18 protein-coding genes are annotated in these 21,020 nt (G+C 70.5%); 7 read left to right on the top strand and 11 right to left on the bottom strand.

Annotated elements, in window-relative coordinates:
- Window positions 1–134: 134 nt before the first annotated feature.
- Window positions 135–881, bottom strand: coding sequence for a hypothetical protein (locus ACT3UL_RS15315; protein ID WP_444579182.1), 747 nt, complete (start codon window positions 879–881; stop codon window positions 135–137).
- 180 nt (window positions 882–1,061) lie between these two features.
- Complete coding sequence (locus ACT3UL_RS15310) at window positions 1,062–1,739, bottom strand: peptide deformylase (protein ID WP_444579181.1); 678 nt, start codon at window positions 1,737–1,739, stop codon at window positions 1,062–1,064.
- Window positions 1,740–1,999: 260 nt separating this feature from the next.
- Between ACT3UL_RS15310 and ACT3UL_RS15305 the strand changes: the two genes are divergently transcribed.
- From ACT3UL_RS15305 to yczE, 3 genes are all read left to right on the top strand, one after another.
- Window positions 2,000–3,085, top strand: a complete 1,086-nt coding sequence (locus tag ACT3UL_RS15305; RefSeq protein WP_444579179.1) for an ABC transporter ATP-binding protein — start codon at window positions 2,000–2,002, stop codon at window positions 3,083–3,085.
- A 156-nt stretch (window positions 3,086–3,241) separates the two neighbouring features.
- Window positions 3,242–4,483, top strand: coding sequence for a DUF4032 domain-containing protein (locus tag ACT3UL_RS15300; protein WP_444579178.1), 1,242 nt, complete (start codon window positions 3,242–3,244; stop codon window positions 4,481–4,483).
- Between the two features lie 16 nt (window positions 4,484–4,499).
- The gene (gene yczE / locus ACT3UL_RS15295) at window positions 4,500–5,219 is read left to right on the top strand and encodes a membrane protein YczE (RefSeq protein ID WP_444579176.1); all 720 of its coding nucleotides are present in this window, start codon (window positions 4,500–4,502) and stop codon (window positions 5,217–5,219) included.
- 145 nt (window positions 5,220–5,364) lie between these two features.
- Here yczE and rlmB read toward each other — a convergent pair whose 3' ends face one another.
- The 4 genes from rlmB to ACT3UL_RS15275 form a co-directional block, all read right to left on the bottom strand.
- Entirely contained in the window at window positions 5,365–6,345 is a 981-nt protein-coding gene (rlmB, locus tag ACT3UL_RS15290) for a 23S rRNA (guanosine(2251)-2'-O)-methyltransferase RlmB (RefSeq protein ID WP_444579175.1), read from the bottom strand.
- 11 nt (window positions 6,346–6,356) lie between these two features.
- Entirely contained in the window at window positions 6,357–7,796 is a 1,440-nt protein-coding gene (gene cysS, locus ACT3UL_RS15285) for a cysteine--tRNA ligase (protein ID WP_444579174.1), read from the bottom strand.
- 189 nt (window positions 7,797–7,985) lie between these two features.
- Complete coding sequence (locus ACT3UL_RS15280; protein WP_444579172.1) at window positions 7,986–8,468, bottom strand: phage holin family protein; 483 nt, start codon at window positions 8,466–8,468, stop codon at window positions 7,986–7,988.
- 87 nt (window positions 8,469–8,555) lie between these two features.
- Window positions 8,556–9,746 (bottom strand): LacI family DNA-binding transcriptional regulator, encoded by a 1,191-nt coding sequence (locus ACT3UL_RS15275; RefSeq protein WP_444579170.1) that lies wholly within the window; start codon window positions 9,744–9,746, stop codon window positions 8,556–8,558.
- A 169-nt stretch (window positions 9,747–9,915) separates the two neighbouring features.
- Between ACT3UL_RS15275 and ACT3UL_RS15270 the strand changes: the two genes are divergently transcribed.
- The 3 genes from ACT3UL_RS15270 to ACT3UL_RS15260 all read left to right on the top strand — a co-directional run bounded on the left by ACT3UL_RS15270 (window position 9,916) and on the right by ACT3UL_RS15260 (window position 12,988).
- A complete protein-coding gene (locus ACT3UL_RS15270) occupies window positions 9,916–11,346 on the top strand; it encodes a sensor histidine kinase (RefSeq protein WP_444579169.1) in 1,431 nt (476 codons plus the stop codon).
- Entirely contained in the window at window positions 11,343–11,999 is a 657-nt protein-coding gene (locus ACT3UL_RS15265) for a response regulator (RefSeq protein ID WP_444579167.1), read from the top strand. The genes ACT3UL_RS15270 and ACT3UL_RS15265 overlap by 4 nt, the downstream gene beginning before the upstream one ends.
- 110 nt (window positions 12,000–12,109) lie before the next feature.
- Entirely contained in the window at window positions 12,110–12,988 is an 879-nt protein-coding gene (locus ACT3UL_RS15260) for a DUF4097 family beta strand repeat-containing protein (RefSeq protein WP_444579166.1), read from the top strand.
- Window positions 12,989–13,157: 169 nt separating this feature from the next.
- On the opposite strand, the gene acs is transcribed toward ACT3UL_RS15260, so the two are convergent.
- The 3 genes from acs to ACT3UL_RS15245 form a co-directional block, all read right to left on the bottom strand.
- The gene (acs, locus tag ACT3UL_RS15255) at window positions 13,158–15,137 is read right to left on the bottom strand and encodes an acetate--CoA ligase (protein WP_444579165.1); all 1,980 of its coding nucleotides are present in this window, start codon (window positions 15,135–15,137) and stop codon (window positions 13,158–13,160) included.
- A 201-nt stretch (window positions 15,138–15,338) separates the two neighbouring features.
- The gene (locus ACT3UL_RS15250) at window positions 15,339–16,163 is read right to left on the bottom strand and encodes a hypothetical protein (RefSeq protein WP_444579163.1); all 825 of its coding nucleotides are present in this window, start codon (window positions 16,161–16,163) and stop codon (window positions 15,339–15,341) included.
- A gap of 12 nt (window positions 16,164–16,175) precedes the next feature.
- Window positions 16,176–16,361, bottom strand: a complete 186-nt coding sequence (locus ACT3UL_RS15245; RefSeq protein WP_444579162.1) for a ribbon-helix-helix domain-containing protein — start codon at window positions 16,359–16,361, stop codon at window positions 16,176–16,178.
- Between the two features lie 397 nt (window positions 16,362–16,758).
- On the opposite strand from ACT3UL_RS15245, the gene ACT3UL_RS15240 reads away from it, so the two are divergent.
- Complete coding sequence (locus ACT3UL_RS15240) at window positions 16,759–17,871, top strand: AMP-binding protein (protein ID WP_444579187.1); 1,113 nt, start codon at window positions 16,759–16,761, stop codon at window positions 17,869–17,871.
- On the opposite strand, the gene ACT3UL_RS15235 is transcribed toward ACT3UL_RS15240, so the two are convergent.
- On the bottom strand, window positions 17,852–19,246 hold the full coding sequence (locus ACT3UL_RS15235) for an L-serine ammonia-lyase (protein WP_444579161.1): 1,395 nt from the start codon (window positions 19,244–19,246) through the stop codon (window positions 17,852–17,854). The two genes, ACT3UL_RS15240 and ACT3UL_RS15235, sit on opposite strands and share 20 nt — an antisense overlap.
- Complete coding sequence (locus ACT3UL_RS15230) at window positions 19,243–20,976, bottom strand: DEAD/DEAH box helicase (protein ID WP_444579160.1); 1,734 nt, start codon at window positions 20,974–20,976, stop codon at window positions 19,243–19,245. The genes ACT3UL_RS15235 and ACT3UL_RS15230 overlap by 4 nt, the downstream gene beginning before the upstream one ends.
- Window positions 20,977–21,020 lie beyond the last annotated feature (44 nt).

Raw genomic sequence — 21,020 nt, 5'->3', positions numbered from 1 at the left:
ACAGCAGGTGCGGGCCGACCCCGCGGGGTCGGCCCTCTCCTGCTGTTCTGCCCCCTCCGGTGGGGTCGTGCTCCCTCCGGGTGCTTCCGACTTCCCACCGGGGCTCATCGAGCCTCAGCGGGCCTCATCGAGCCTCAGCGGTCCAGGCGATCCGCCCGCGGTGCGGAGTCGGCGAGCTCACCGTCGAGGGTCGGGGCCTGGGAGAAGATCTCCAGCATCGCGTCGACGACGGACCGGGACACGGACCGTGCGCCGAAGCCGCCGATGATCGCGCCGATCCCGAAGGGCAGGAGCCTTCCCAGCCACAGCTTGCTGGAGCGGGCCACGACGCGCCTGCGCACATAGCGGGAGATCTGCTTGCTCACCAGACCGGGGAGGAAGCCGCCGCCCCCGCCGAGCACGGCATTCCACTGCAGGCCCTGCTTGCCCATCGCCTTGGCGATGATCTCGGTGCCCCGCTCTCCGCTGAGCACACCCATCAGGACCAGGCGGCGCGTGTTCTTGTCGGACATGTCCACGTCGTGGATCTCCGCGGCCGCGAGGGCCAGGAAGGCGCAGGCCTCCGCGAAGGAGACTCCCTCGCCGACGGTCAGGCCCAGGGCTGCGACCGTGCCGAGCCCGGGCAGCGCCGCGACCCCGCCGATGCCTGCGCCGGTCAGGGTCATCAGGGCCGTGAAGCGACCCGTGACCCTCTCCAGGTGCTGACGCGGCGTGTCCTCGGGATATTTGGCCCGCTGCTGCTCGACATAGCGGTGCGCGAGCGGAGTCTGCACCTTCATCGCGGCGTCGATCACCGTGAGCCAGCGTTCGTCGAGCTCCTCGCGGAACTCACCGCTGTCGTCCTGGTCGATCTCCGGGGTGTGCCGGTCGCTCGTGCTCACCATCAGCTCCGTTCGTCTCGTGTCGTGAACAGGGTCAAGCTACCGTCCCCGGCTGGCAGGACGCCGTCCCGAGCGGTCTACCGCACATCCGCGCCCCGCGAGGACGCGACGGACGACGGGACGACGCGCGACGGGCGACGGGACGACGGGCGGCGGGACGACAGGCGACGTGCGGAGCGTTCAGCCGACGACGACCTGGCCCGGGGCGAGCTCAGCGATCTCCCCGCGCAGGTCCAGCAGACGGACGGCCTCGCCGAGATCCTGGTAGTGCGGCGTGTACCCGGCCTCGATGAAGGAGCGCGGCACCATCAGGTCATGGCACAGGGTCCCGGCCAGATGGTCGGTCTCGTGCTGCAGGATCCGCGCGGGCCACCCCTGGTGCTCCTCGTCGATCTCCCGCAGCTCGCCACCGGGGAGGAGCTCGGTGGCGCGCACCCGGACCCGTCGGGACCGGGGAACGATCGACTGCCAGCCGTCCACCGACAGGCATCCCTCCCAGGCATAGACGCGCTGTTCGCCCAGCAGATCGACCTGCGGATCCAGGAGGGCACGAAGCGGAACCGGTGAGCGTTCCCAGGGATCCTCGTCGCCCTCGTCGGCGCTCTCAGACCGGTCCTCGAGGACATAGAGGGCCAGCGGCAGCCCGACCTGGGGAGCGGCGAGGCCCACTCCCGGCGCCTCGCGCATCGTGATCGTCATGGCGTCCACCAGCTCCAGCAGGAGATCGATCTGCAGTCGTCCGCCGGCGGACAGAGACGGACGACGCAGCGCGGGATGGCCGGCTTGCACGATCCGCAGCGGGTCGGTCTCCTTCACACGGCGGTCGAGGATCTTCCGGGTCAGCTCAGTGGTATCCACCCACCCAGTATCCCGCAGGTTTCCGTCGCTGTCCCGCCGGTTCCGCCGCCTGCCTCCGGGGTGGCGCGCGGGGTGCGGTACCGGGTGCCGTGCGCAGTGCCGCACGGCCCCTGGACAGGGTTTTCCGAAACGATGAGACGTGGGATACACTCGCCGGGCCGGTGCAAGGACGCACCTCCCTGCGAGGGACGCTCGAGACCGGTGACCATCACTTCACAACGGACCGTCCGGCACGTACCTGCCGGTGAAGGAGTACCACCATGGCAACAGTGACTTTCGACAACGCATCACGCGTCTACCCGGGCCAGGAGCGCCCGGCGGTCGACAACCTGAACATCGAGATCGGCGACGGCGAGTTCCTCGTCCTCGTCGGCCCGTCCGGTTGCGGCAAGTCGACCTCGCTGCGCATGCTCGCCGGCCTCGAGGAGATCGACGCCGGCCGCATCCTCATCGGCGACCGCGACGTGACCGACGTCCCGCCGAAGGACCGCGACATCGCGATGGTGTTCCAGAACTACGCGCTGTACCCGCACATGACGGTGGCCGACAACATGGGCTTCGCCCTGAAGATCGCCGGCAACCCCAAGGCCGAGATCCGCAAGCGCGTCGAGGATGCCGCCGAGATCCTGGACCTCACCGAGTACCTCGACCGCAAGCCCAAGGCGCTCTCCGGTGGTCAGCGCCAGCGTGTCGCCATGGGCCGTGCGATCGTCCGCTCCCCCCAGGTCTTCCTCATGGATGAGCCGCTGTCGAACCTCGACGCGAAGCTCCGCGTGTCCACCCGTACGCAGATCGCCTCGCTGCAGCGTCGTCTCGGCGTCACCACGGTCTACGTCACCCACGACCAGACCGAGGCCATGACGATGGGTGACCGCGTGGCGGTCCTCGATCGCGGCGTGCTCCAGCAGATCGACTCCCCGCGTCGTATGTACGACCACCCGAACAACGTGTTCGTGGCCGGCTTCATCGGCTCCCCCGCCATGAACCTCTTCGACACGAAGCTCACCGATCAGGGCGTCGAGTTCGGCGGTGCCGTGCTCCCCGTGGACCGCTCCACCCTCTCCGAGACCAACGAGACCTCGGTCACCGTCGGCGTGCGCCCCGAGGATCTCGAGCTCGTCTCGGACGACCAGGGCATCGCCGTCGAGGTCGACCTCGTCGAGGAGCTCGGTGCGGATGCGTTCATCTACGGCCGCCGCGTCGGCAGCGAGGAGACGGCGAAGCCGTTCATCGCACGCGTCGACGCCCGGAAGCCCCCGCTGAAGGGTGACACCGTCTACTTCCGTCCGAGCGAGGGCCACATCCACCTCTTCGACGCGAAGAACGGTCAGCGCCTGGGCGACTGATCTCCAGCAGCAACCCTCGACGGGCGTCCGGCTTCTGCCGGGCGCCCGTCGTCGTTCCCGGCGATTCCGGGAAACCGGCGTGAGGTTTCCGTAGTCCTCCGGTGAAAATAGGGCGATGAGTGGGCACTGCGGCCCGGAACGGGAGACAATGGAGCAATGGCACCCCTGGAGATCACTGCGTCCCGGGCCGATCCCGAACTGCTGGACCTCCCCTGGGACCAGCCGCTGGAGGACTGGCCCGAGGAGATCCTCGCCGCCCTCCCCCGCGGCATCTCCCGTCACGTCGTGCGGTTCGTGCGGGTCTCCGGGCGCGTCCTCGCCCTCAAGGAGATCAACCACAGCCTCGCCAAGCGTGAGTACGAGATGCTCCGTCTGCTGGGACGCATCGGTGTGCCCTCCGTCGTACCCTTCGCGGTGATCTCCGGGCGCTCGACCCCGGACGGCGAACCCCTGGATGCCATGCTCGTCACCCGGCACCTGCAGTTCTCGCTCCCCTACCGCGCCGTGTTCAGCCAGGTCTCCCGCGAGGACACCGCGCACCGCCTGCTCGACGCCCTGGCCGTGCTGCTCGTGCATCTGCATATCGAGGGCTTCTACTGGGGAGACGTCTCCCTCTCCAACACTCTGTTCCGCCGTGACGCAGGTGCCTTCGCCGCCTACATCGTCGATGTCGAGACCGGCACTCTGCACGAGCAGCTGACCGACGGCCAGCGTGCCTACGACCTGGACCTCGCACGGACGAACATCATCGGTGAGCTGATGGACCTGCAGGCCGGCGACATGTTCGACCCCGAGGCCGATCCGGTCGAGGTGGGCGATGACCTGGTGCGCCGTTACGAAGAGCTGTGGGCGGCCCTCACCGAGCGCGAGCGGTTCTCGGCCGACGAGCGCTGGAGGGTGTCCGCGCGGATCGAGAAGCTCAACCGTCTGGGTTTCGACGTGGGCGAGCTCGAGATCACCACCGACCTCGACGGCACCAGCCTGTCGATCCTCCCCAAGGTCGTCGACGCCGGTCACCACGCGCGTCGGCTCATGCGGCTCACCGGCATCGACGCGCAGGAGAACCAGGCGCGCCGTCTCCTGAACGAGCTGGACCAGTACGGAGCAGCCACCGAGCAGCAGGCCGAGGACGAGGAGTTCGTCGCCCACGAGTGGCTGCAGACGCAGTACGAGCCCGTGGTCCGCGCCATCCCCCGCTCGATGCGCTCCAAGCTCGAGCCGCCGGAGTTCTTCCACGAGGTGCTCGAGCACAAGTGGTTCCTGTCCGAGAAGGCCGGGACCGACGTGAGCCTCGACGAGACCGTGCGGCACTACATCCTCAACGTCCTCATCCACCGGCCCGACGAGAAGTCTCTCGTGACCACCGAGACCTCGGCGCTGCCGAACTTCGACTCCTGACGGGTCCTGCTGCGACATGGCCGTGCCCACCCCTGAGCTCTCGAACGTCTCCTTCCGCGACCAGCTGAGGATCGACCGCCTCCCGTTGCGCCTCCTCCAGATGATGGTGGGGCTGACAGGTTTCGGGTTCTCCCTGGCGATGCTGCTGCGCTCCGGGCTCGGCGGCGCCCCCTGGGACGTCCTCCACTCCGCCCTCGCCGATCGAGCCGGCCTGAGCGTCGGCACCCTCAGCATCGCGGTCAGCTTCGTGGTCCTGCTGCTGTGGATCCCGTTGCGCGAGCAGGTGGGGATCGGCACCATCTCGAACGCCATCTGGGTAGGGGTCAGCATCGACCTCGGGATGCTCGTGCTGCCCGCCGCGCCCTCGCTGATCACCGGGATCCTGCTGGCGGTCACCGGAGTGGTGATCAACGGCGTCAGTGCCGCCGTGTACATCGGGGCGCAGCTCGGCCCAGGGGCTCGCGATGGTCTGATGACCGGTCTCTCACGGCGGCTGGGCCGGCCGGTCGGACCGGTGCGGATCGTGCTCGAGATCCTCGTGCTGGGCACGGGGTGGCTGCTGGGCGGGCCGGTGGGCGCGGGCACCTTCCTCTACGCTGTCGGCCTCGGTCCGGTGATCCAGCTGGCGCTGCCGTACGTGATCATGCCGGTGCGCGGTCTGCGCCGGTCCGGGCAAGCCGATCACGGGACGGCGAACGGCACCATCGACCCGGATCCGCCCGCGGACCCTGCCTGAGGGGTGCCGCTAGCCTGACGATACGACGACAGCAGGGCCCGTCCCGGATCGCTCCGGGACGGGCCCTGCTGTCGTGAGCTGCCTCGACGCGTCCGGCGCCCGGAATCAGGATCCAGGGCTCCGGCTCGAGGCCTGGCTCGAGGGATCAGGCTCGACCGTGCGCCGCCCGGACCCCGGAGATCTCGTACAGGGCGATGGCCGCGGCCACCGAGGCGTTCAGCGACTCGGCACGACCCGGCATCGGGATCGACACCACCTGGTCGCTGATCTCCCGTGCGAGGCGCGAGAGGCCCTTGCCCTCGGCGCCGACGACCAGCACGGTGGGCTGGGTGCTGAGCTCGAGTCCGCGGGAGGTGACGTCGCCGTCCGCATCGAGGCCGAGCACGAACACGCCCTGCTCCTTGAGGGAGGTGAGCGTGCGGTTGAGGTTGGTGACCTGGGCGACGCGCACGCGACCGGCGGCGCCGGCGGCGACCTTCCAGACGCTCGCGGTCATCGAGGCGCTGCGTCGCTCGGGCAGGATCACGCCATGGGCGCCGAAGGCATCCGCGCAGCGCAGGACCGCTCCGAGGTTGCGGGGATCGGTGATGCCGTCCAGCGCGACCAGCAGCGGCGTCTCGAAGGCCTCCGCGGCGATCCCGAGGAGGTCGTCGACCTCGGCGTACTCGTACGCGGGCATGGTCAGGGCCACGCCCTGATGCACCGAATGGTCCGTCATCCGGTCCAGGTCGGTGCGGGAGGCCTCGGCGATCGGGAGACCCTGCGCCGTGGCCAGCCGCATGATCTCGCGCACGCGCTCGTCGGAGTCCATGCGCACCATGACCGTGAGCTGGGTCGCGGGGACCTTCTCCTCGAGCGCCTCCAGCACGGCATTGCGCCCTGCCACCAGATCGCTGCCCGGGGCCTTCCGTCCGCCCTTGGTGCTGAGCCCGCTGCGCCGGGGCTGTCCGCCGGAGCCGGTACCGCCTCCCGACGACGCCACGTACTTCTTGTGGTACGGCCTGTCCTCGGCGCGGGGCGTCGGCCCCTTGCCCTCGAGCGCTCGACGGCGCACGCCGCCGGATCCGACGGTCGCGCCCTTCTTGCCCTTGCGCATCGCGCCGCGACGCGAGCTGTTGCCTGCCATGGGTGTTCTCCTCAGTCCGTGGTCTCGAGAGTCCAGCGTGCGCCGCCCTGGCCGTCCTCGACACGGATGCCTGCGGCGCTCAGGGCGTCCCGCAGGGCATCCGCAAGGGCCCAGTCCTTCTCGGCGCGAGCCGCTGCACGAGCGGCCAGCTGGGTGGTGATCAGTGCGTCCAGCGCGGCATGCTCCGCGCCGGCGCTGTCGGTGGTGCTCCCCCACTGCTCGGCGAGCGGGTCCAGGCCCAGCACGTCGAGCATGGCGCGCAGGCGGCCCAGCCCGGGGGCGACCTCCTCCGCTGCGGCGCCCGCGGCGAGCAGCGAGTTCAGCGCCGCCTGCTCGTGATGGACGACAGCCAGCGCCTCGGGCACCGCGAGGTCGTCGTCCATCGCTGCGACGAAAGCCTCCGGGAGGGTGACGGACGCGAGATCCGCGCCGGGTCCGGCCAGAGGATCCTCGCCGAGCAGCTCCGCGGCGCGGAGGGCCGTGGCCGAGAAGCGCTCCCACACCACCTCGGCCTCGCGCATGGCCGTCGCGTTGTACTCGACCGATGCCCGGTAGTGGCCGCTCACCATGGCGTAGCGGACGGCGGCGGCAGGGTGCTCCGCCAGGGCCTTCTCGGCGGTGACGAAGTTGTCCAGACTCTTGCCCATCTTGAGCCCGTCCACGGTGAGCACGCCGGAGTGCATCCACTGCCGCGCGAACCCGAAGCCTGCGGCGTGGGACTGCGCCTGCTCGTTCTCATGGTGCGGGAAGCGCAGGTCGAGGCCCCCGGCATGGATGTCGAAGGTCTCTCCGAGGTACTTGCGACTCATGGCCGAGCACTCGAGGTGCCAGCCCGGTCGGCCCCTCCCGAAGGGGGTCTCCCAGGAGGCGGTGCCGGGCTCGGTGGCCTTCGCCGCCTTCCAGAGCGCGAAGTCGCGGGGGTGCCGCTTGCCCGGCTCCATCTCCTCGCCCGCGTCCTGCATGTCCTCGATGCTCTGCCGCGTCAGCGAGCCGTAGGAGTGGTGGGAGGCGACGTCGAAGTACACCGACCCCTCGCCGTCGGCGTAGGCATGTCCCCGCTCGATGAGGAGCTGCATCAGCTCGATCATCTCCGGCACATGCCCGGTGGCCCGCGGCTCATAGGTGGGCCGACGGTTCCCCAGGTTGTCCAGCACGTCCTGGAACTCCCGCTCGAAGCGCAGCGACCAGGCCCACCAGGCGACGTCCGCCTCGGCGGACTTCGCGAGGATCTTGTCCTCGATGTCGGTGACGTTGCGGACGTGGGTGACGGCGTACCCGCTGCGCTCCAGCCAGCGCACCAGCACATCGAAGGCGAGGAAGGTGCGCAGATGGCCGAGATGCGGGGCGCCCTGCGTCGTCGGCCCGCAGACGTACAACGACACCGCCCCGTCGCGCACCGGGGTGAACGGCGCAGTCTGGCGGGTGGCGGTGTCATGCAGGTGGAGAGTCACGCAGACCAGGGTACTGCCCAGGTGGCGGCTCCCTGCCCTCCGAGGGCCGGAGGATCGCAGGGATCACCCTGCGATCCCCCAGGGACCGGCTTCTGCGATCCTCCGCGGGGATCCGAGGTGGCCACGGCGGATCAGTCCGCGCGAGACCTGATCACCCCGTGCGAGCAGATCGCTCCGCGCGGGATCTGGTCACTCCGCGCGGGAGCTGACCTGCTTGCCGTAGAGCTCCTCGAACGTGTCGTCGTAGGAGACGGCGTTGCTGCGGCGCTTGCCCTGGACGGCGTCGACGGCGGACTGGGCCGTCTCGATCGTGGTCTCCGGCGCCTTGATCTTCTTCGAGACCAGGAAGGCGACCAGACCAGCGATCGCCGAGATCAGGATGAACACGCCGGCGACGATGAGGAAGGAGGCCCAGTAGGGCAGGCCGAGGGCCTGGAGGCCGGTCGCGGCGGCGAACAGCAGCATCACCCAGGCCGAGAGGAGCAGGAACAGCAGCACCGCGGCACAGGCGGCGATGATGCCGGCCTTGATCGCGATCCCGGTGATCTCCTTCTTGGCGATGTCGATCTCGTGATGGACAACGCCGAGGAGCTCGTCCCGGATGGACTGGACGAGTTCACCGATGGACCGCTGGGTGGGCGGTGTGCTCGGATCGTTCGTGGTGTTGATCATGGTCAGAGCCTAACGCAGGGTGTCGGGAATCGTGTCTTGAGGGCGCGGGGCGCGCTCGGGGCGGAGAGGGGGATCGTGCGGTCGCAGTCAGTCGACCGAGATCCGCTTGCGCTTCGTGGACTCGGGCCGGGGACCGGCCGAGCTCGATCGTCTCACCACGATCGACGGGGCGACCGCGACGTCGCGTGCCGGAGCTTCCAGACCCGAGACCCGCTCGACCAGGAACTGCGCGGCGAGCGCACCGAGCCGGGAGGAGTTGGGATCCACACTCGTCAGCTGGGAGACGCCGGAGGCGGCCAGGGAGGTGTTGCCGTAGCCGGCGACGGCGAGCTCCTCGGGCACCGAGATGCCGGCCTCGCGGGCCGCCGAGAGCAGCCCGACCGCCGTGACGTCGTTCGCGCAGGTGACCGCAGTGGGAACCTTGCTGCCCCGCAGCAGCATCGAACCGGCGGTCTGCCCGACCTGCTCGGTGAAGTCTCCGGGCTCGATGCGGGCGTTCTCGCCGAGGCCGTGGCGCTCCATCGCGGAACGGAAGGCGTCAGCCCGCTCGCGGGCGACCGCGGCGCCCACTCCCCCGATATGGGCGATCTCGCGATGCCCCAGGCCGACCAGGTGGTCGACCAGCAGGCCCTGTCCCACCTCGTCATCGATCCGCACGGTGTCGAACTTCCCCACGAAGCTCTTCGAGCATCCGATGCCCACGAAGGGACGGCCGGCGGTCGCCTCGATCACGGTGTCCATGTCGGCGAGGTCGGAGATCATCAGGAAGCCGTCGACGCCGAGGTCCACGAGCGACTCGATCGCATCGGTGTCCGCGGCCACCGGGTATTCGGGGAGCCGGCGTCGGGTGGGGACCACGACGGCGGAGCGGCCGGTCGCGGCCAGCTCGATCCGGATCGAGCGCACCAGGTCGGAGATCCAGGTGTTGCGCATCGTGTTCACGAGCACGGCGACGACTCCGCGGTGATCCGCCTCGTCGCTGAGCTCCTCGAGCGGGAAGTGGAGGCGCTCTGCGGTCTCGCGCACCTTGCTCGCCATATTGGGCTTGATCTCGTCGGAACCGCGCAGGGCACGCAGCGCGACGGCGCTGGAGATGCCGAGGGAGTCGGCGACGTCGCGCAGGGTGCCGCGCTCCTGGCCGGACTGCGCCAGCTCGGCGGCGGCCTCGTCGACACCGTCGACGACCTGACCGCTGCGACCCTCCTCTCCGGGCGGAGTACCGGTGTCGGATCCGGGATCGATGGTCTCGTCGGACGAAGCGCTCGCATCACTGCTCATGGACCCATTGAACCGCATTTCTGGCCCGGTCCGGGCACGACCTGGCCAGTGCGACCCCTCACGCCGTCCGCGGATCGGCCCTCTCGACTCCTGTCCGGGGGTTTTCCCCCGTCCAGGACGTCGGAGGGCCCTGTAGGCCGCACCCGCCATCACGAATACTGTCAGGGGCATGGAAGACATCTCTGCGCCGCCACCGGTGGCTCCGCAACCCCGGCTGCACGCCGCGGCGCTCGCCTCCGTGCTCCTGGGAGGCCTCCTCTTCGTCTCCTGGTTCTGGATCAGCCTGGCTCTGCTGTTCACGGGCCTCAGCGCCCTGCCCGCCCTCGGCTCCGGCCTGCTGCTGATCGTCCCCTGGCTCCTGCTCATGCAGGGTGCGGTCCGGATCGAGCGGCGTCGCGCCATCGCCGTGCACGGGATCTCCGTGATCCTGCCGTCCCGCCGTCGCTCGCGGCGCATCGGGGTCGGCGGCTGGATCCACGACCGCTGGCTCGAGCTCGGCTCGAGCGCCTTCTGGCGCGGCGCCCTGCACCACCACGTCGCGATGTTCGTGGCAGGCCTGTTCTTTACCCTCTTCGTGTCCCTGCTGTGGCTGGGATGGAGCGCCGGCGACATCGCGCTGCGCCATGGCCCGCTGCAGGTCGGAGGGATCGACCTCTCCCGCTGGATGCTGGGCATCATCGCCACGACCCTCGTGCTGCTCGCCGCGCTCGCCCTGGTGCTCGGGGCGCTCGCGGATCGGGGACTGGCCCGGCTGCTCATCTCCGGCTCCGAAGATGATCTGCGCGAGCAGGTCGCCGAGCTCGCCGAGCGTCGCCAGGGCGCGGTCGACGCGGCCGCCCAGGAGCGGCTGCGCATCGAACGGGATCTCCACGACGGCGTGCAGCCACGCCTGGTCAGCCTGGCCATGACCCTCGGGATGGCGAAGCTGGCCATCCGCACCGATCCCGACCGCGCCGCCGACCTCGTGGACCAGGCGCACGCCGAGTCGAAGGCCGTCATGACGGACCTGCGCCAGCTCGCCCGCGGCATCCATCCGGCAGTGCTGACCGACCGCGGGCTGGATGCGGCGCTCTCCGCTCTCGCCGCCCGCTCCCGGATCCCCGTGGAGCTGGAGGTCGAGCTCGCCGGATCCGGCGCTCCTCGACTGGACCGCGAGAGGGAGGCCGTCGCGTATTTCGTCGTCTCCGAGGCACTCACCAATGTGGCCAAGCACTCCGGGGCCTCCCGGGCGAGCGTCCGGGTGAGCCAGAGCCCTGCCGCGCTGCAGGTACGGATCCAGGACGACGGACGGGGCGGGGCGACGGTGCGCCGCGACGGGCTCTCCACCGGTCTCGCCGGACTCACCGACCGGGTCCGGGCGACAGGCGGGCGGCTCGAGGTGATCAGCCCGGCGGAGGGCGGCACCGTCCTGGACGCCAGACTCCCCCTGCTCCCCCTTGCCGTCGGCCAGCTCCGTGACGCGCGCACCGACCCCGCTGCTCGCACGGCGCACACGGCCGACGCCACCCAGGCCACCCAGGCCACCCAGGCCACCCAGGCCGATGCTCCGCCCCCGGCGGCGTCACCCGCAGGACCCGACACCCAGGAGGCCCTCCGATGAGGATCGTGATCGCCGACGACGCCGTGCTGCTGAGAGCCGGCGTGGAGCGCCTGCTCACCGACGCCGGGCACGAGGTCGTCGCCGCTGTCGGCGACGCCACCGCCCTGCTCAGCGCGGTCTCCCATCACCAGCCCGATCTCGCCGTGATCGATGTGCGCATGCCGCCGACGTTCACCGACGAGGGCGTTCGGGCCGCGATGCTCATCCGCCAGCAGGATCCCGACGTGGCCCTGCTGGTGCTCTCGCAGTACGTCGAGGAGCGCTACGCCTCGGACCTGATCGCCGACTCCCCGCACAGCCTGGGCTACGTGCTCAAGGACAGGGTGGCCGACGTCGACGACTTCCTCTCCGTGGTCACCGACGTCGGGAACGGGGGCACCTGGCTGGATCCCGAGGTGGTCCAGCAGATCTTCATCCGCTCCCGTCGCCGTCGGACCCTGGAGGGTCTGACCCCGCGCGAGCGCGAGGTCCTCTCCCTGATGGCCCAGGGCAGAGCCAACCAGGCGATCGCCGACGCCCTGTTCGTCTCCGCCGGCAGCGTGGAGAAGCACATCTCCTCCCTGCTCACCAAGCTCGACCTCCCCCCTGTGGACGGAGAGAACCGTCGGGTGATGGCCGTGCTGCGCTACCTGGAATCCGAGGACCGATCATGACCACCCTGCAGTCCGCACCCCGACCTCCGCATGGGCCCGGCTCTGCCCCTCTACCCGGCCCCGCACCAGGGCCCGGCCCTGCCCCTGGACCCGACTCCGCTCGAGGATCCGTGCTCGAGCCGGGCCGACGACTGTCCCCGTCCCCGCAGGGCGACAGGTCATGGCGGCTGCTGATCACGCTCCTCGGAGCGATCGTGCTGCTCCTGCTCCTGCTGGGGCTCACCGCGGTCTCGGTGTCGAGCTGGCTCACCACGCGCAGCTTCTCCGAGATCCCGGCCACGACCGGCCTCGGAACCCCCAGCGCACTCGAGATCACCAATGACCTCGGCAACGTGCACGTCCTGCGATCTGCGGACGTCGACCAGGTCACCCTGGCCTTCGTCGAGGAGGGCTCGACGACGCTGCCGGCGGCCGGCGCGACGGCGCAGGCCTCCATCGACCGCACGGGCGGGGCCGATGCCCCGAGCATCACCGTGCGCCAACCCGGAGGACCGGCCGCGATTCCCTGGGAGAACGACACGCGTGACCTTCTCCTGCTCGTCCCGCACGACCTCGACCTGTCTCTCGATCTGACCTCCACCGTGGGCGATGTCGACGCCACGGGGACGTTCTCCTCCCTCGCGGTGGCCTCCGAGGTGGGAGACGTGCGCCTCGCCTCCGTGACCACCCCGGGCGGGCTGAGAGTGACGAGCGACGTGGGCGATGTCGAGGTGGAGCTCGAGGGCCCCACCCCGGACACGGTCGAGGTGACCACGTCGGTGGGCAACGCCGACCTGCTGCTGCCGGTGGACGCGAGCGGCGACGTGACCGTCAGCTCCGAGCTGGGCGACGTCGACCTCACCGCACCGGGGACCACCCAGTGGTCCGTCACGGCGAGCACCGAGCTCGGCGAACGGAATGTGGATCCGAGCTTCACCGCACGGACAGGGGACGAGGTGGGCACCCTCACGGTGACCTCCGAGCTCGGGAACGTGACCGTCTCCCGCTGACGTGACCAGCTCCCGCTGACGTGACCGTCTGCCGCAGACGTGACCAGTTCCCGCTGACTCCGTCCCGTCCCGGACACCACGCACGGGCGGGCGCCCCGGTCATGAACCGGGGCGCCCGCCTGTGATCGTGCTCCGTGGACGGAGCGAGCTCCGGAGACGGAGCCGTGGGTCAGTCCTTGCCGCCCAGTCCCTTCTGGATGAGGTCCATGACCGACGCGTCGGCGAGGGTCTGGGTGTCCCCGACCTCACGGTTCTCGGCGACGTCCCGCAGCAGGCGGCGCATGATCTTGCCGGAACGGGTCTTCGGCAGCTCGGAGACCACGAGCACCTTCCTGGGCTTGGCGATCGGGCCGATCTCCTTGCCCACGTGGGCACGGAGCATCTCGGGCACCTTCTCCTCGCCACCGGCGGCGGAGATCGCCTCGTCATTGCCCGAGCGCAGGATCACGAAGGCGACCGGCGCCTGCCCGGTCGTCTCGTCGTTCGCGCCGACCACCGCGGCCTCGGCCACCCACTCGTGGCTGACCAGGGCGGACTCGATCTCCATCGTCGACAGGCGGTGCCCGGAGACGTTCATGACGTCGTCCACGCGGCCCAGCAGCCAGATGTCGCCGTCCTCGTCGCGCTTGGCGCCGTCGCCGGCGAAGTACATCCCCTCGAACCGCGACCAGTAGGTCTCCTTGAAGCGCTCCGGGTCGCCCCAGATGCCGCGCAGCATGCCCGGCCACGGCTTGTCGATCACCAGGTAGCCGCCCTCGCCGTTCGCGACCGGCTTCCCGGACTCGTCGACGACGTCTGCGCTGATGCCGGGCAGCGCGACCTGCGCCGAGCCCGGCTTGGTCGAGGTGATGCCCGGCAGCGGGGAGATCATGATGCCGCCGGTCTCCGTCTGCCACCAGGTGTCGACGATCGGGCAGCGGTCCCCGCCGATCACGCGGCGGTACCACATCCATGCCTCGGGGTTGATCGCCTCTCCGACGCTGCCGAGCAGACGCAGCGAGGACAGGTCGAACTTCGCCGGGATCTCCTCGCCCCACTTCATCGCGGTACGGATCGCCGTGGGCGAGGAGTAGAACTGGGTGACCTTGTACTTCTCGATGATCTCCCACCACCGACCCTGGTGGGGGCTGTCCGGCGTGCCCTCGTAGATCACCTGGGTGGTGCGGTTGGCCATCGGCCCGTAGACCACGTACGTGTGGCCGGTGACCCAGCCGACGTCCGCCGTGCACCAGTAGACGTCCGAGGACGGCTTGATGTCGAAGACGGCGCGGTGGGTGTACGCGGCCTGCGTGAGGTACCCGCCCGTGGTGTGGATGATGCCCTTGGGCTTCCCGGTGGTGCCGGAGGTGTAGAGGATGAACAGCGGGTGCTCCGCCTCCACCCAGACGGGCTCGTGCTGGGTGGACGCGCTCTCGCGGGCTTCGTGCCACCAGACGTCGCGGCCCTCGGTCCACTCGACGTCGCCACCGGTGCGACGGACCACGAGGACCTTCTCGACGCTGTCGCCGCCGCCGGCGAGCGCCTCGTCGACGGCGGGCTTCAGCGGCAGCTGCTTCCCGCGGCGGTTCTGGCCGTCGGCGGTGATGACGACCCGCGCATCGGCGTCCTCGATGCGCGAACGCAGGGCGTCGGCGCTGAAGCCGCCGAAGACGAGGGAGTGCGGGGCGCCGATACGGGCGCAGGCCAGCATCGCGAAGGTCGCCTCCGGGATCATCGGCAGGTAGATGGCGACACGGTCGCCGGTCTTCACCCCGAGGTCCGTGAGGACGTTCGCCATCTTGCTGATCTCGTCCTTGACCTCGGCGTAGGTGAAGGTCGCATCGGAGCCGTCCTCATACTCGGCGTACAGCGCGACCTGCTCTCCGTGCCCGGACTCCACATGCCGGTCCACGCAGTTGTAGGCGGCGTTCAAGGTGCCGTCGGCGAACCACTTCGCGAACGGCGGATCGGTCCAGTCGAGGGTCTCGGTGAAGGGGGTCTTCCAGCTGAGCAGGCTCGCCCGCGCCCTCCAGAAGGCCAGTCTGTCGCGCTCGGCCTCCTCGTAGAGGGAGGGGCGGCCGACCGCGTTCTGGACGAACTCGGAGGAGGGGGAGAAGGTGCGGGTCTCCTGGGAGAGGTTCTCGATCCCGGTGGCGGCGTCGTCAGTCATGAGTACTCCTGGTTCACGGGCCCCGGGGCCGCCGGGGCGTAACGGACGCGCCAACCGTATCGCAGGAGACCCACGTCACGGGCACCGTCCACCGCGTGGACGTCCGACGTCTGATGCCCGGAATGACGACTGACGACTCGTCGCTGATGTCTTTCGCCCGAGGCCGAGGGATGACGCCCGACGCGACCCGAGCACCCCGTGTCACACCGCGGGGTGGATCTCCAGGTGCTGACCGTCAGGATCGGTGACATGGACGCTGCGCACCGCCCCACCCTCGACCACACGCGCGGGATGACCGCTCGCCGTGAGCCGCGCGGCAAGCTCCCCGAGATCCTCGGTGGTCGTGAAGCCGAGGTGGACGAGCGGGATCCGCAGATCTGGATGGGCCGGGTCCCTTCCGGGCCTGGAGGCCGACTCCCCCTCGGCCGGGGCGTGCAGGCCGATCCCGCCGGAACCCGGGTTCGCGAGGGCCCGGTAGGACGGACTGCCCGCGTCGGCCGGAACGAATCCGGGGGCACCGAAGAACTCGACGTCACGGTCCCGCTCGGCCCCTACGGCGCCGGCTCGGACGGCGACCACGGACAGCCGGGCGTCCGCTCCAGCGCCGTCATGGGCGACGTAGCCGTAGTGGTCCTCCTGATCCTCGTTCAGGCCGATCGCCTCGCCATGAGGCCCGGCGATGTTCCTCTGGCGCCCATAGGCCTCGTCCCAGACCGTCACCTCGAGCCCGGCCTCGCGCAGCTGCTCGGCCGCGGCGTCGGCGGAGCGCACGACCATGCTCAGCTGGGTCTCCCCGGCCGGGGAGAGCGTCGCCGAGGTCGATGCGGAATGGACCATCACGCGACCACCGCCGCCGGCGACGAGCTCGGCGTACTGATCGCTCGGCGAGGTCAGCAGCGGGGCCATCCCCACGACGCAGAGGAAGTCGATGAGCGCGCGAGGGTTCGCCGTGAACCGCAGCGGGAACACCGCGAAGGCACGGGGATCCGGGGTGGTTCGGTGGGCTGCAGCAGGATGTTCGGTCATGTCGATATCTCCTCAGGCGTCGTCGCGCTGGGTGGTGGAGGGGGTGAGGTACTGCGTCAGCGCGGTCTCGACGAGGGCGCTGAGGCTGGTGGACTCATCGATCGCGCGGTGCTTGACCGCGACCACGAGGCCCTTGGGCAGGTACACGTTGAACTGCACCTTGGGTGCACGGGCGGAGGAATCCGAAGCATCTACCATGCCAGAATGCTAGCATCCTTGCCACCGAGTTCAAGGGCCGGGCAGATCGGCGGAGACGCAGGCAGTAGGACTATCGTGGGATCTCGGGGCCCTCGATGCCGCCGTCTCCCAGTTGTCATCGCCGGAGCCGGCTCGTCCGAGCGGTCTCGATCGTCGCCATCGGATCTGACCGGCCCCCTGTGCCAGCACACGGCCGATTCCGAGGATGGCGTGCCCACGGACCGGCATCTGATGCATCTCGCGGCGCGCGCCGCCCATGAGCCCGGCGTGCGGGATCGAATTCTCTCTCCTGGTGCCTCTCGCCGCGGCTCCTGGTGAGTCTCCCGGGCGGAATAATGGTGGGATTCGACGTGATGGTCGCAGTGGGAATCGTGAAGGAGGAGGTGGCCCGGTGAAGATGCTCCCGGTCTCGGCCACCCTGCGTGCGCGGGTCGCCCTGGCACCGCGCGCGGTGGTGCTCATCGACAGGTTCGGCACGCTCACGGCGCAAGAGCTGCTCGCTCAGGCGCAGCTGTATCGGCATCGTCCCGGATCGGCACTGCCGGGACGCGGCCATTCCCCGTGGAACCTGCTTCCGGCGCACGCGCCGCTGCGACAGATCATGGTCACCGCGCTCTCCAGCGATGCCCCGCTCGAGCTGCGATCCAGCGGTGTCACCGAGCACCTCTCGCCGCGGCGCCGAGGCCCGCTCACGCCGTCGCAGTTCCTCACCCTGCTGGATCTCGGCCGACGGATCGGCCTGCGCCCGGGTCGCCGGGTGGCCAGCGCCGCCCCCGGGGTGCACGGGCACGGACTCCTGGTGGCGCTCGGTGCCCTCGCTCTCGGCTGCCCGTTGCTGGATCTGTCCCATCTTCCTGCCGCCGAGCGGGTGGATCTGCTGCATCGGCACGCCATGGACCTGCTCGCCGGCGCCCCAGTCCATCTGGTCGAGCTCATGCTCGCCGACCGCGAGCTGGGCGGGAACCGGCCGGTCCGCATGGAGCGCGTGATCTCCGGATCCGATGTCCTGTCCCCGCAGCTGCGAGCCGATCTGTCCCGGCACTTCAGAGCGCGTGTGCACGACGTCTACGGCACGGCGGAGACGGGCCCGCTCGCCGTCGACGGCCGCCCGCTGCGCGGCATCCGCCTGCGCGAGCGCGACGGCCGGCTGCTGGCCCGCACCCCGTTCACCGCGGGGCGCACGTTCTTCACCGATCGAGGTGAGATCGACACCGACGGCACCGTCCGGATCACCGGCCGCACCGATGACGCCCTCAGCCCGGGCGGCATGGTGCACGATCCGATCGCCGTGGTGCGCCTGCTGCGCACCCACCCGGGAGTCACGGCAGTCCAGCTGCGGGTCGTGCATGATGCGGAGCTCGGACCGTGCACCGTCGCCGAGGTGACGCTACCTGCGGGGATCCCGGCGGACGCCGCTCCGCTCCCGGAGGAGCTGCGTGCTCTGGTCCGAGATCATCTCGGCGCGGCGTCGGTGCCGCGCGAGGTGCGGTTCAGCAGTCCGGGACGCTGACGGGCACCGCGGTGACCGCGAGACCGCCCATCGCGGTCTCCTTGTAGCGTTCGTTCATGTCCTTGCCGGTCTGGCGCATGGTCTCGATGACCGTGTCCAGGGAGACGAAGTGCTCGCCGGTGCCGCGCAGCGCGAACCGTGCCGCGGTGATCGCCTTGACCGCGGCCATGGCATTGCGCTCGATGCAGGGAACCTGCACCAGACCGCCGACGGGGTCGCAGGTCAGTCCGAGATTATGCTCCATCGCGATCTCGGCGGCGTTCTCGACCTGGGCGGGCTTGCCGCCCATCGCCTCGGACAGGGCCGCGGCGGCCATCGAGCAGGCCGAGCCGACCTCGCCCTGGCAGCCGACCTCCGCGCCGGAGATCGAGGCGTGCTCTTTGTACAGGGAGCCGATCGCGCCGGCCGTGAGCAGGAAGCGCACGGCGATCTCGTCGGGGTCGACCCCGTCGATGTAGGTGGTCGCGAAGAACAGCACCGCCGGGATGATTCCCGCGGCGCCGTTGGTGGGCGCGGTGACGACGCGGCCGCCGGCGGCGTTCTCCTCATTCACCGCGAGGGCGGCGAGGGAGACCCACTCGAAGGCGTTCATCGGCAGGCGCACCGGGTCCTCGGCGCTCAGCGAGTCGTACCAGGAGGCGGCGCGGCGCTTGACCTCGAGCCCGCCGGGAAGGGTCCCGCTGGTGGCGGTGCCCCGCCGGATGCAGTCGTCCATGGACTGCCAGATGGTGAGCAGGCCGGAGCGGATCTCCTCGTCGCTGCGCCACTGGCGCTCGCGCTGCAGCATCGCCTCGGAGACGGAGATGCCCTGGTCCTCGCACACCCGCAGCAGTTCGTCGCCGGTGGTGAAGATCGCGCTGCCCTCACCCTCCGCGGCGACCTCGGCGATCGAGCGGTCCATATCCGCCTCGTCGACCACGAAGCCGCCTCCGACGGAGAACATGGGCCGACGCACGAGCTCCTCGCCCGCGGCGTCCAGGGCCAGGAAGGTCATCCCGTTGGAGTGCTGGGGCAGGAAGGTCAGAGGGTGCAGCACGATGGCAGAAGGTCGCAGATCCACCTCGAGCCGGCCGCCCAGCAGCAATCCGCCCTCGGCCTCGATCCTGGCCACGCGCTCCCGCCCGGAGATCGGGTCGACGGTCTCGGGATCAGAGCCTTCCAGACCCATGACCACGGCGTCCAGGGTGCCGTGCCCTGTGGCGGTGGCGGCGAGCGACCCGTACAGGTGCACCTCCACCTGGGCGACCCGCGGCCCGACCTGTTCGTCCTCGAGCACGTCGTGGGCGAACTGGGCCGCCGCGCGCATCGGACCGACCGTGTGCGAGCTGGAGGGCCCGATACCGATCTTGAACAGGTCGAACGTGCTGATGCTCACCGTCCACCTCCTCGACGTGGGCTGCGGGACGGGGCACCGGAGCTGCCTCGCGCGCCACCCTTCCCGGCACCACCCTTCCCGGTGCCGCCCTTGCCTCCGCGACCGCCGGCCTGGCCGCCGCGCTCGCCGGCGCCGTCCCGGCCTGCACCACCACGTCCTCGGCCGCGGTCCTGGGCGTCCCGCCCGGCGGCCTCCGCAGTGCGCTGTCCACGACGGCCACCGACCGCGCGACCACCGCCCGACCGCGGCCCGCCCTGGCGAGACTCCTCGGCGCCGGCGTCCCCGCGCGCGCCTCGAGTCCTCGTACCGGCGCCGCGGTCCCCGGCACCGCCACCACGAGAACCAGCACCGCGACCACCAGCTGCGCGTCCTCCGGCAGTGCGACCCCCGGCGCTGCGGCCCCCACGACCCCCGGCATTCGTCCCCTCGGTCGCGTCGGTCGCGGGATCCTCCTCCCAGGAGGCGCGGCGCTCCTCGTTCGCACGGCGCTCCTCGGCACGGCGGGCATCCGCCCCGGAGGTGCGTCCGATGTCGAGCTTGCGGGGCGCGCCCTTGTACTTCACGAGTGCCGGGTCCTCCGCGGGCTCCCCGGCGGGATCCTGCCCTCCGAGCAGCTCGAGCGCCGGGTCCTCCGCGGTCGCGACATCCGCCCAGGTGGCCTCGACCCCGGCGTCGCGGATGATCCCGCGGGTCCTGTTCACCTGGTGCGGCAGAGCCAGCGTGACCACCACGCCCGTGGCGCCGGCGCGGGCCGTGCGACCGGAGCGGTGCACGTACTCCTTGAGATCGTCGGACGGGTCGACGTGGACCACCATCGTGACGTCATCGATGTGGAGGCCACGGGCCGCGACGTCTGTCGCGACGAGCACCGGATAGGCACCCTCGCGGAAGCCGGCCAGCACGTTGATGCGCAGCCCCTGCTGCTTGTTGCCGTGCAGCGCGGCCGCGCGCACGCCGACCTCGAGCAGCTCCTGGGCGACGCGCTCGGCGCCGAGCTGGGTGCGGGTGAACATCAGGGTGCGGCCCTCGCGGGCGCCGAGCTGCGCGGTGACCGACCGCTTGGCCGACGGCTCGATCGCGAGCACGTGGTGATCCATCGTGGTCACGGCCGCGCTGACCGGGGTCGTCTCGTGGCTCACGGGGTCGACCAGGAAGGTGTCGACGATCTCCTCGACCTGGCCGTCGAGCGTGGCGGAGAACAGCATCTTCTGGGTGCCCATCGGGATGGCGGCGAGGATGTCGCGCACATCGGGCAGGAAGCCGAGGTCGGCCATGTGGTCCGCCTCGTCGACGACCGTGCTCTCGACGAGGTCCAGCTCGAGCGCGCCGCGCTCGGCGAGGTCGATCAGACGCCCCGGTGTCGCGACGACGATCCCGACGCCGCGGTTGATCGCGTCGGCCTGCTTCTCGATGTTCATCCCACCGGCGACGAGCTGTGCCTTCACCCCGACCGCGCGGGCGAAGGGGTGGATGGTGTCGACGACCTGGACGGCGAGCTCACGCGTGGGGACCAGCACGACGCCCAGCGGGCGCTTGCGGTGCACCTTGCGCCCGCGGAAGCGTGAGGTCATCGCCAGGGTGAAGGCGAGGGTCTTGCCCGAGCCGGTCTCTGCGCGTGCCAGGACGTCGCGTCCTGCCAGAGCATCCGGCAGGATCGCCGACTGGATCTCGAAGGCCCGCTCGAGTCCCTGATCGGCGAGGACGCCGATCAGTTCATCGGGCAGAGCCATGTCCTCGAAACGTTCCCCCCTGTGGGCGGAACGACGACGGGCCT

Source organism: Brachybacterium sp. 107, from assembly GCF_052379725.1.
GTDB lineage: Bacteria > Actinomycetota > Actinomycetes > Actinomycetales > Dermabacteraceae > Brachybacterium.
Note: the sequence above shows the minus strand (reverse complement) of the source record. Positions and strands in the feature narration are given on the sequence as shown.

Excerpts from the sequence above, each read along its gene's own strand:
- ACT3UL_RS15305 (WP_444579179.1), top strand. The coding sequence starts at position 2,000 with ATGGCAACAGTGACTTTCGACAACGCATCACGCGTCTACCCGGGCCAG.
- ACT3UL_RS15300 (WP_444579178.1), top strand. The coding sequence starts at position 3,242 with ATGGCACCCCTGGAGATCACTGCGTCCCGGGCCGATCCCGAACTGCTG.
- yczE (WP_444579176.1), top strand. The coding sequence starts at position 4,500 with ATGGCCGTGCCCACCCCTGAGCTCTCGAACGTCTCCTTCCGCGACCAG.
- rlmB (WP_444579175.1), bottom strand. The coding sequence starts at position 6,345 with ATGGCAGGCAACAGCTCGCGTCGCGGCGCGATGCGCAAGGGCAAGAAG.
- ACT3UL_RS15280 (WP_444579172.1), bottom strand. The coding sequence starts at position 8,468 with ATGATCAACACCACGAACGATCCGAGCACACCGCCCACCCAGCGGTCC.
- ACT3UL_RS15275 (WP_444579170.1), bottom strand. The coding sequence starts at position 9,746 with ATGAGCAGTGATGCGAGCGCTTCGTCCGACGAGACCATCGATCCCGGA.
- ACT3UL_RS15270 (WP_444579169.1), top strand. The coding sequence starts at position 9,916 with ATGGAAGACATCTCTGCGCCGCCACCGGTGGCTCCGCAACCCCGGCTG.
- ACT3UL_RS15265 (WP_444579167.1), top strand. The coding sequence starts at position 11,343 with ATGAGGATCGTGATCGCCGACGACGCCGTGCTGCTGAGAGCCGGCGTG.
- acs (WP_444579165.1), bottom strand. The coding sequence starts at position 15,137 with ATGACTGACGACGCCGCCACCGGGATCGAGAACCTCTCCCAGGAGACC.
- ACT3UL_RS15250 (WP_444579163.1), bottom strand. The coding sequence starts at position 16,163 with ATGACCGAACATCCTGCTGCAGCCCACCGAACCACCCCGGATCCCCGT.
- ACT3UL_RS15245 (WP_444579162.1), bottom strand. The coding sequence starts at position 16,361 with ATGGTAGATGCTTCGGATTCCTCCGCCCGTGCACCCAAGGTGCAGTTC.
- ACT3UL_RS15240 (WP_444579187.1), top strand. The coding sequence starts at position 16,759 with ATGCTCCCGGTCTCGGCCACCCTGCGTGCGCGGGTCGCCCTGGCACCG.
- ACT3UL_RS15230 (WP_444579160.1), bottom strand. The coding sequence starts at position 20,976 with ATGGCTCTGCCCGATGAACTGATCGGCGTCCTCGCCGATCAGGGACTC.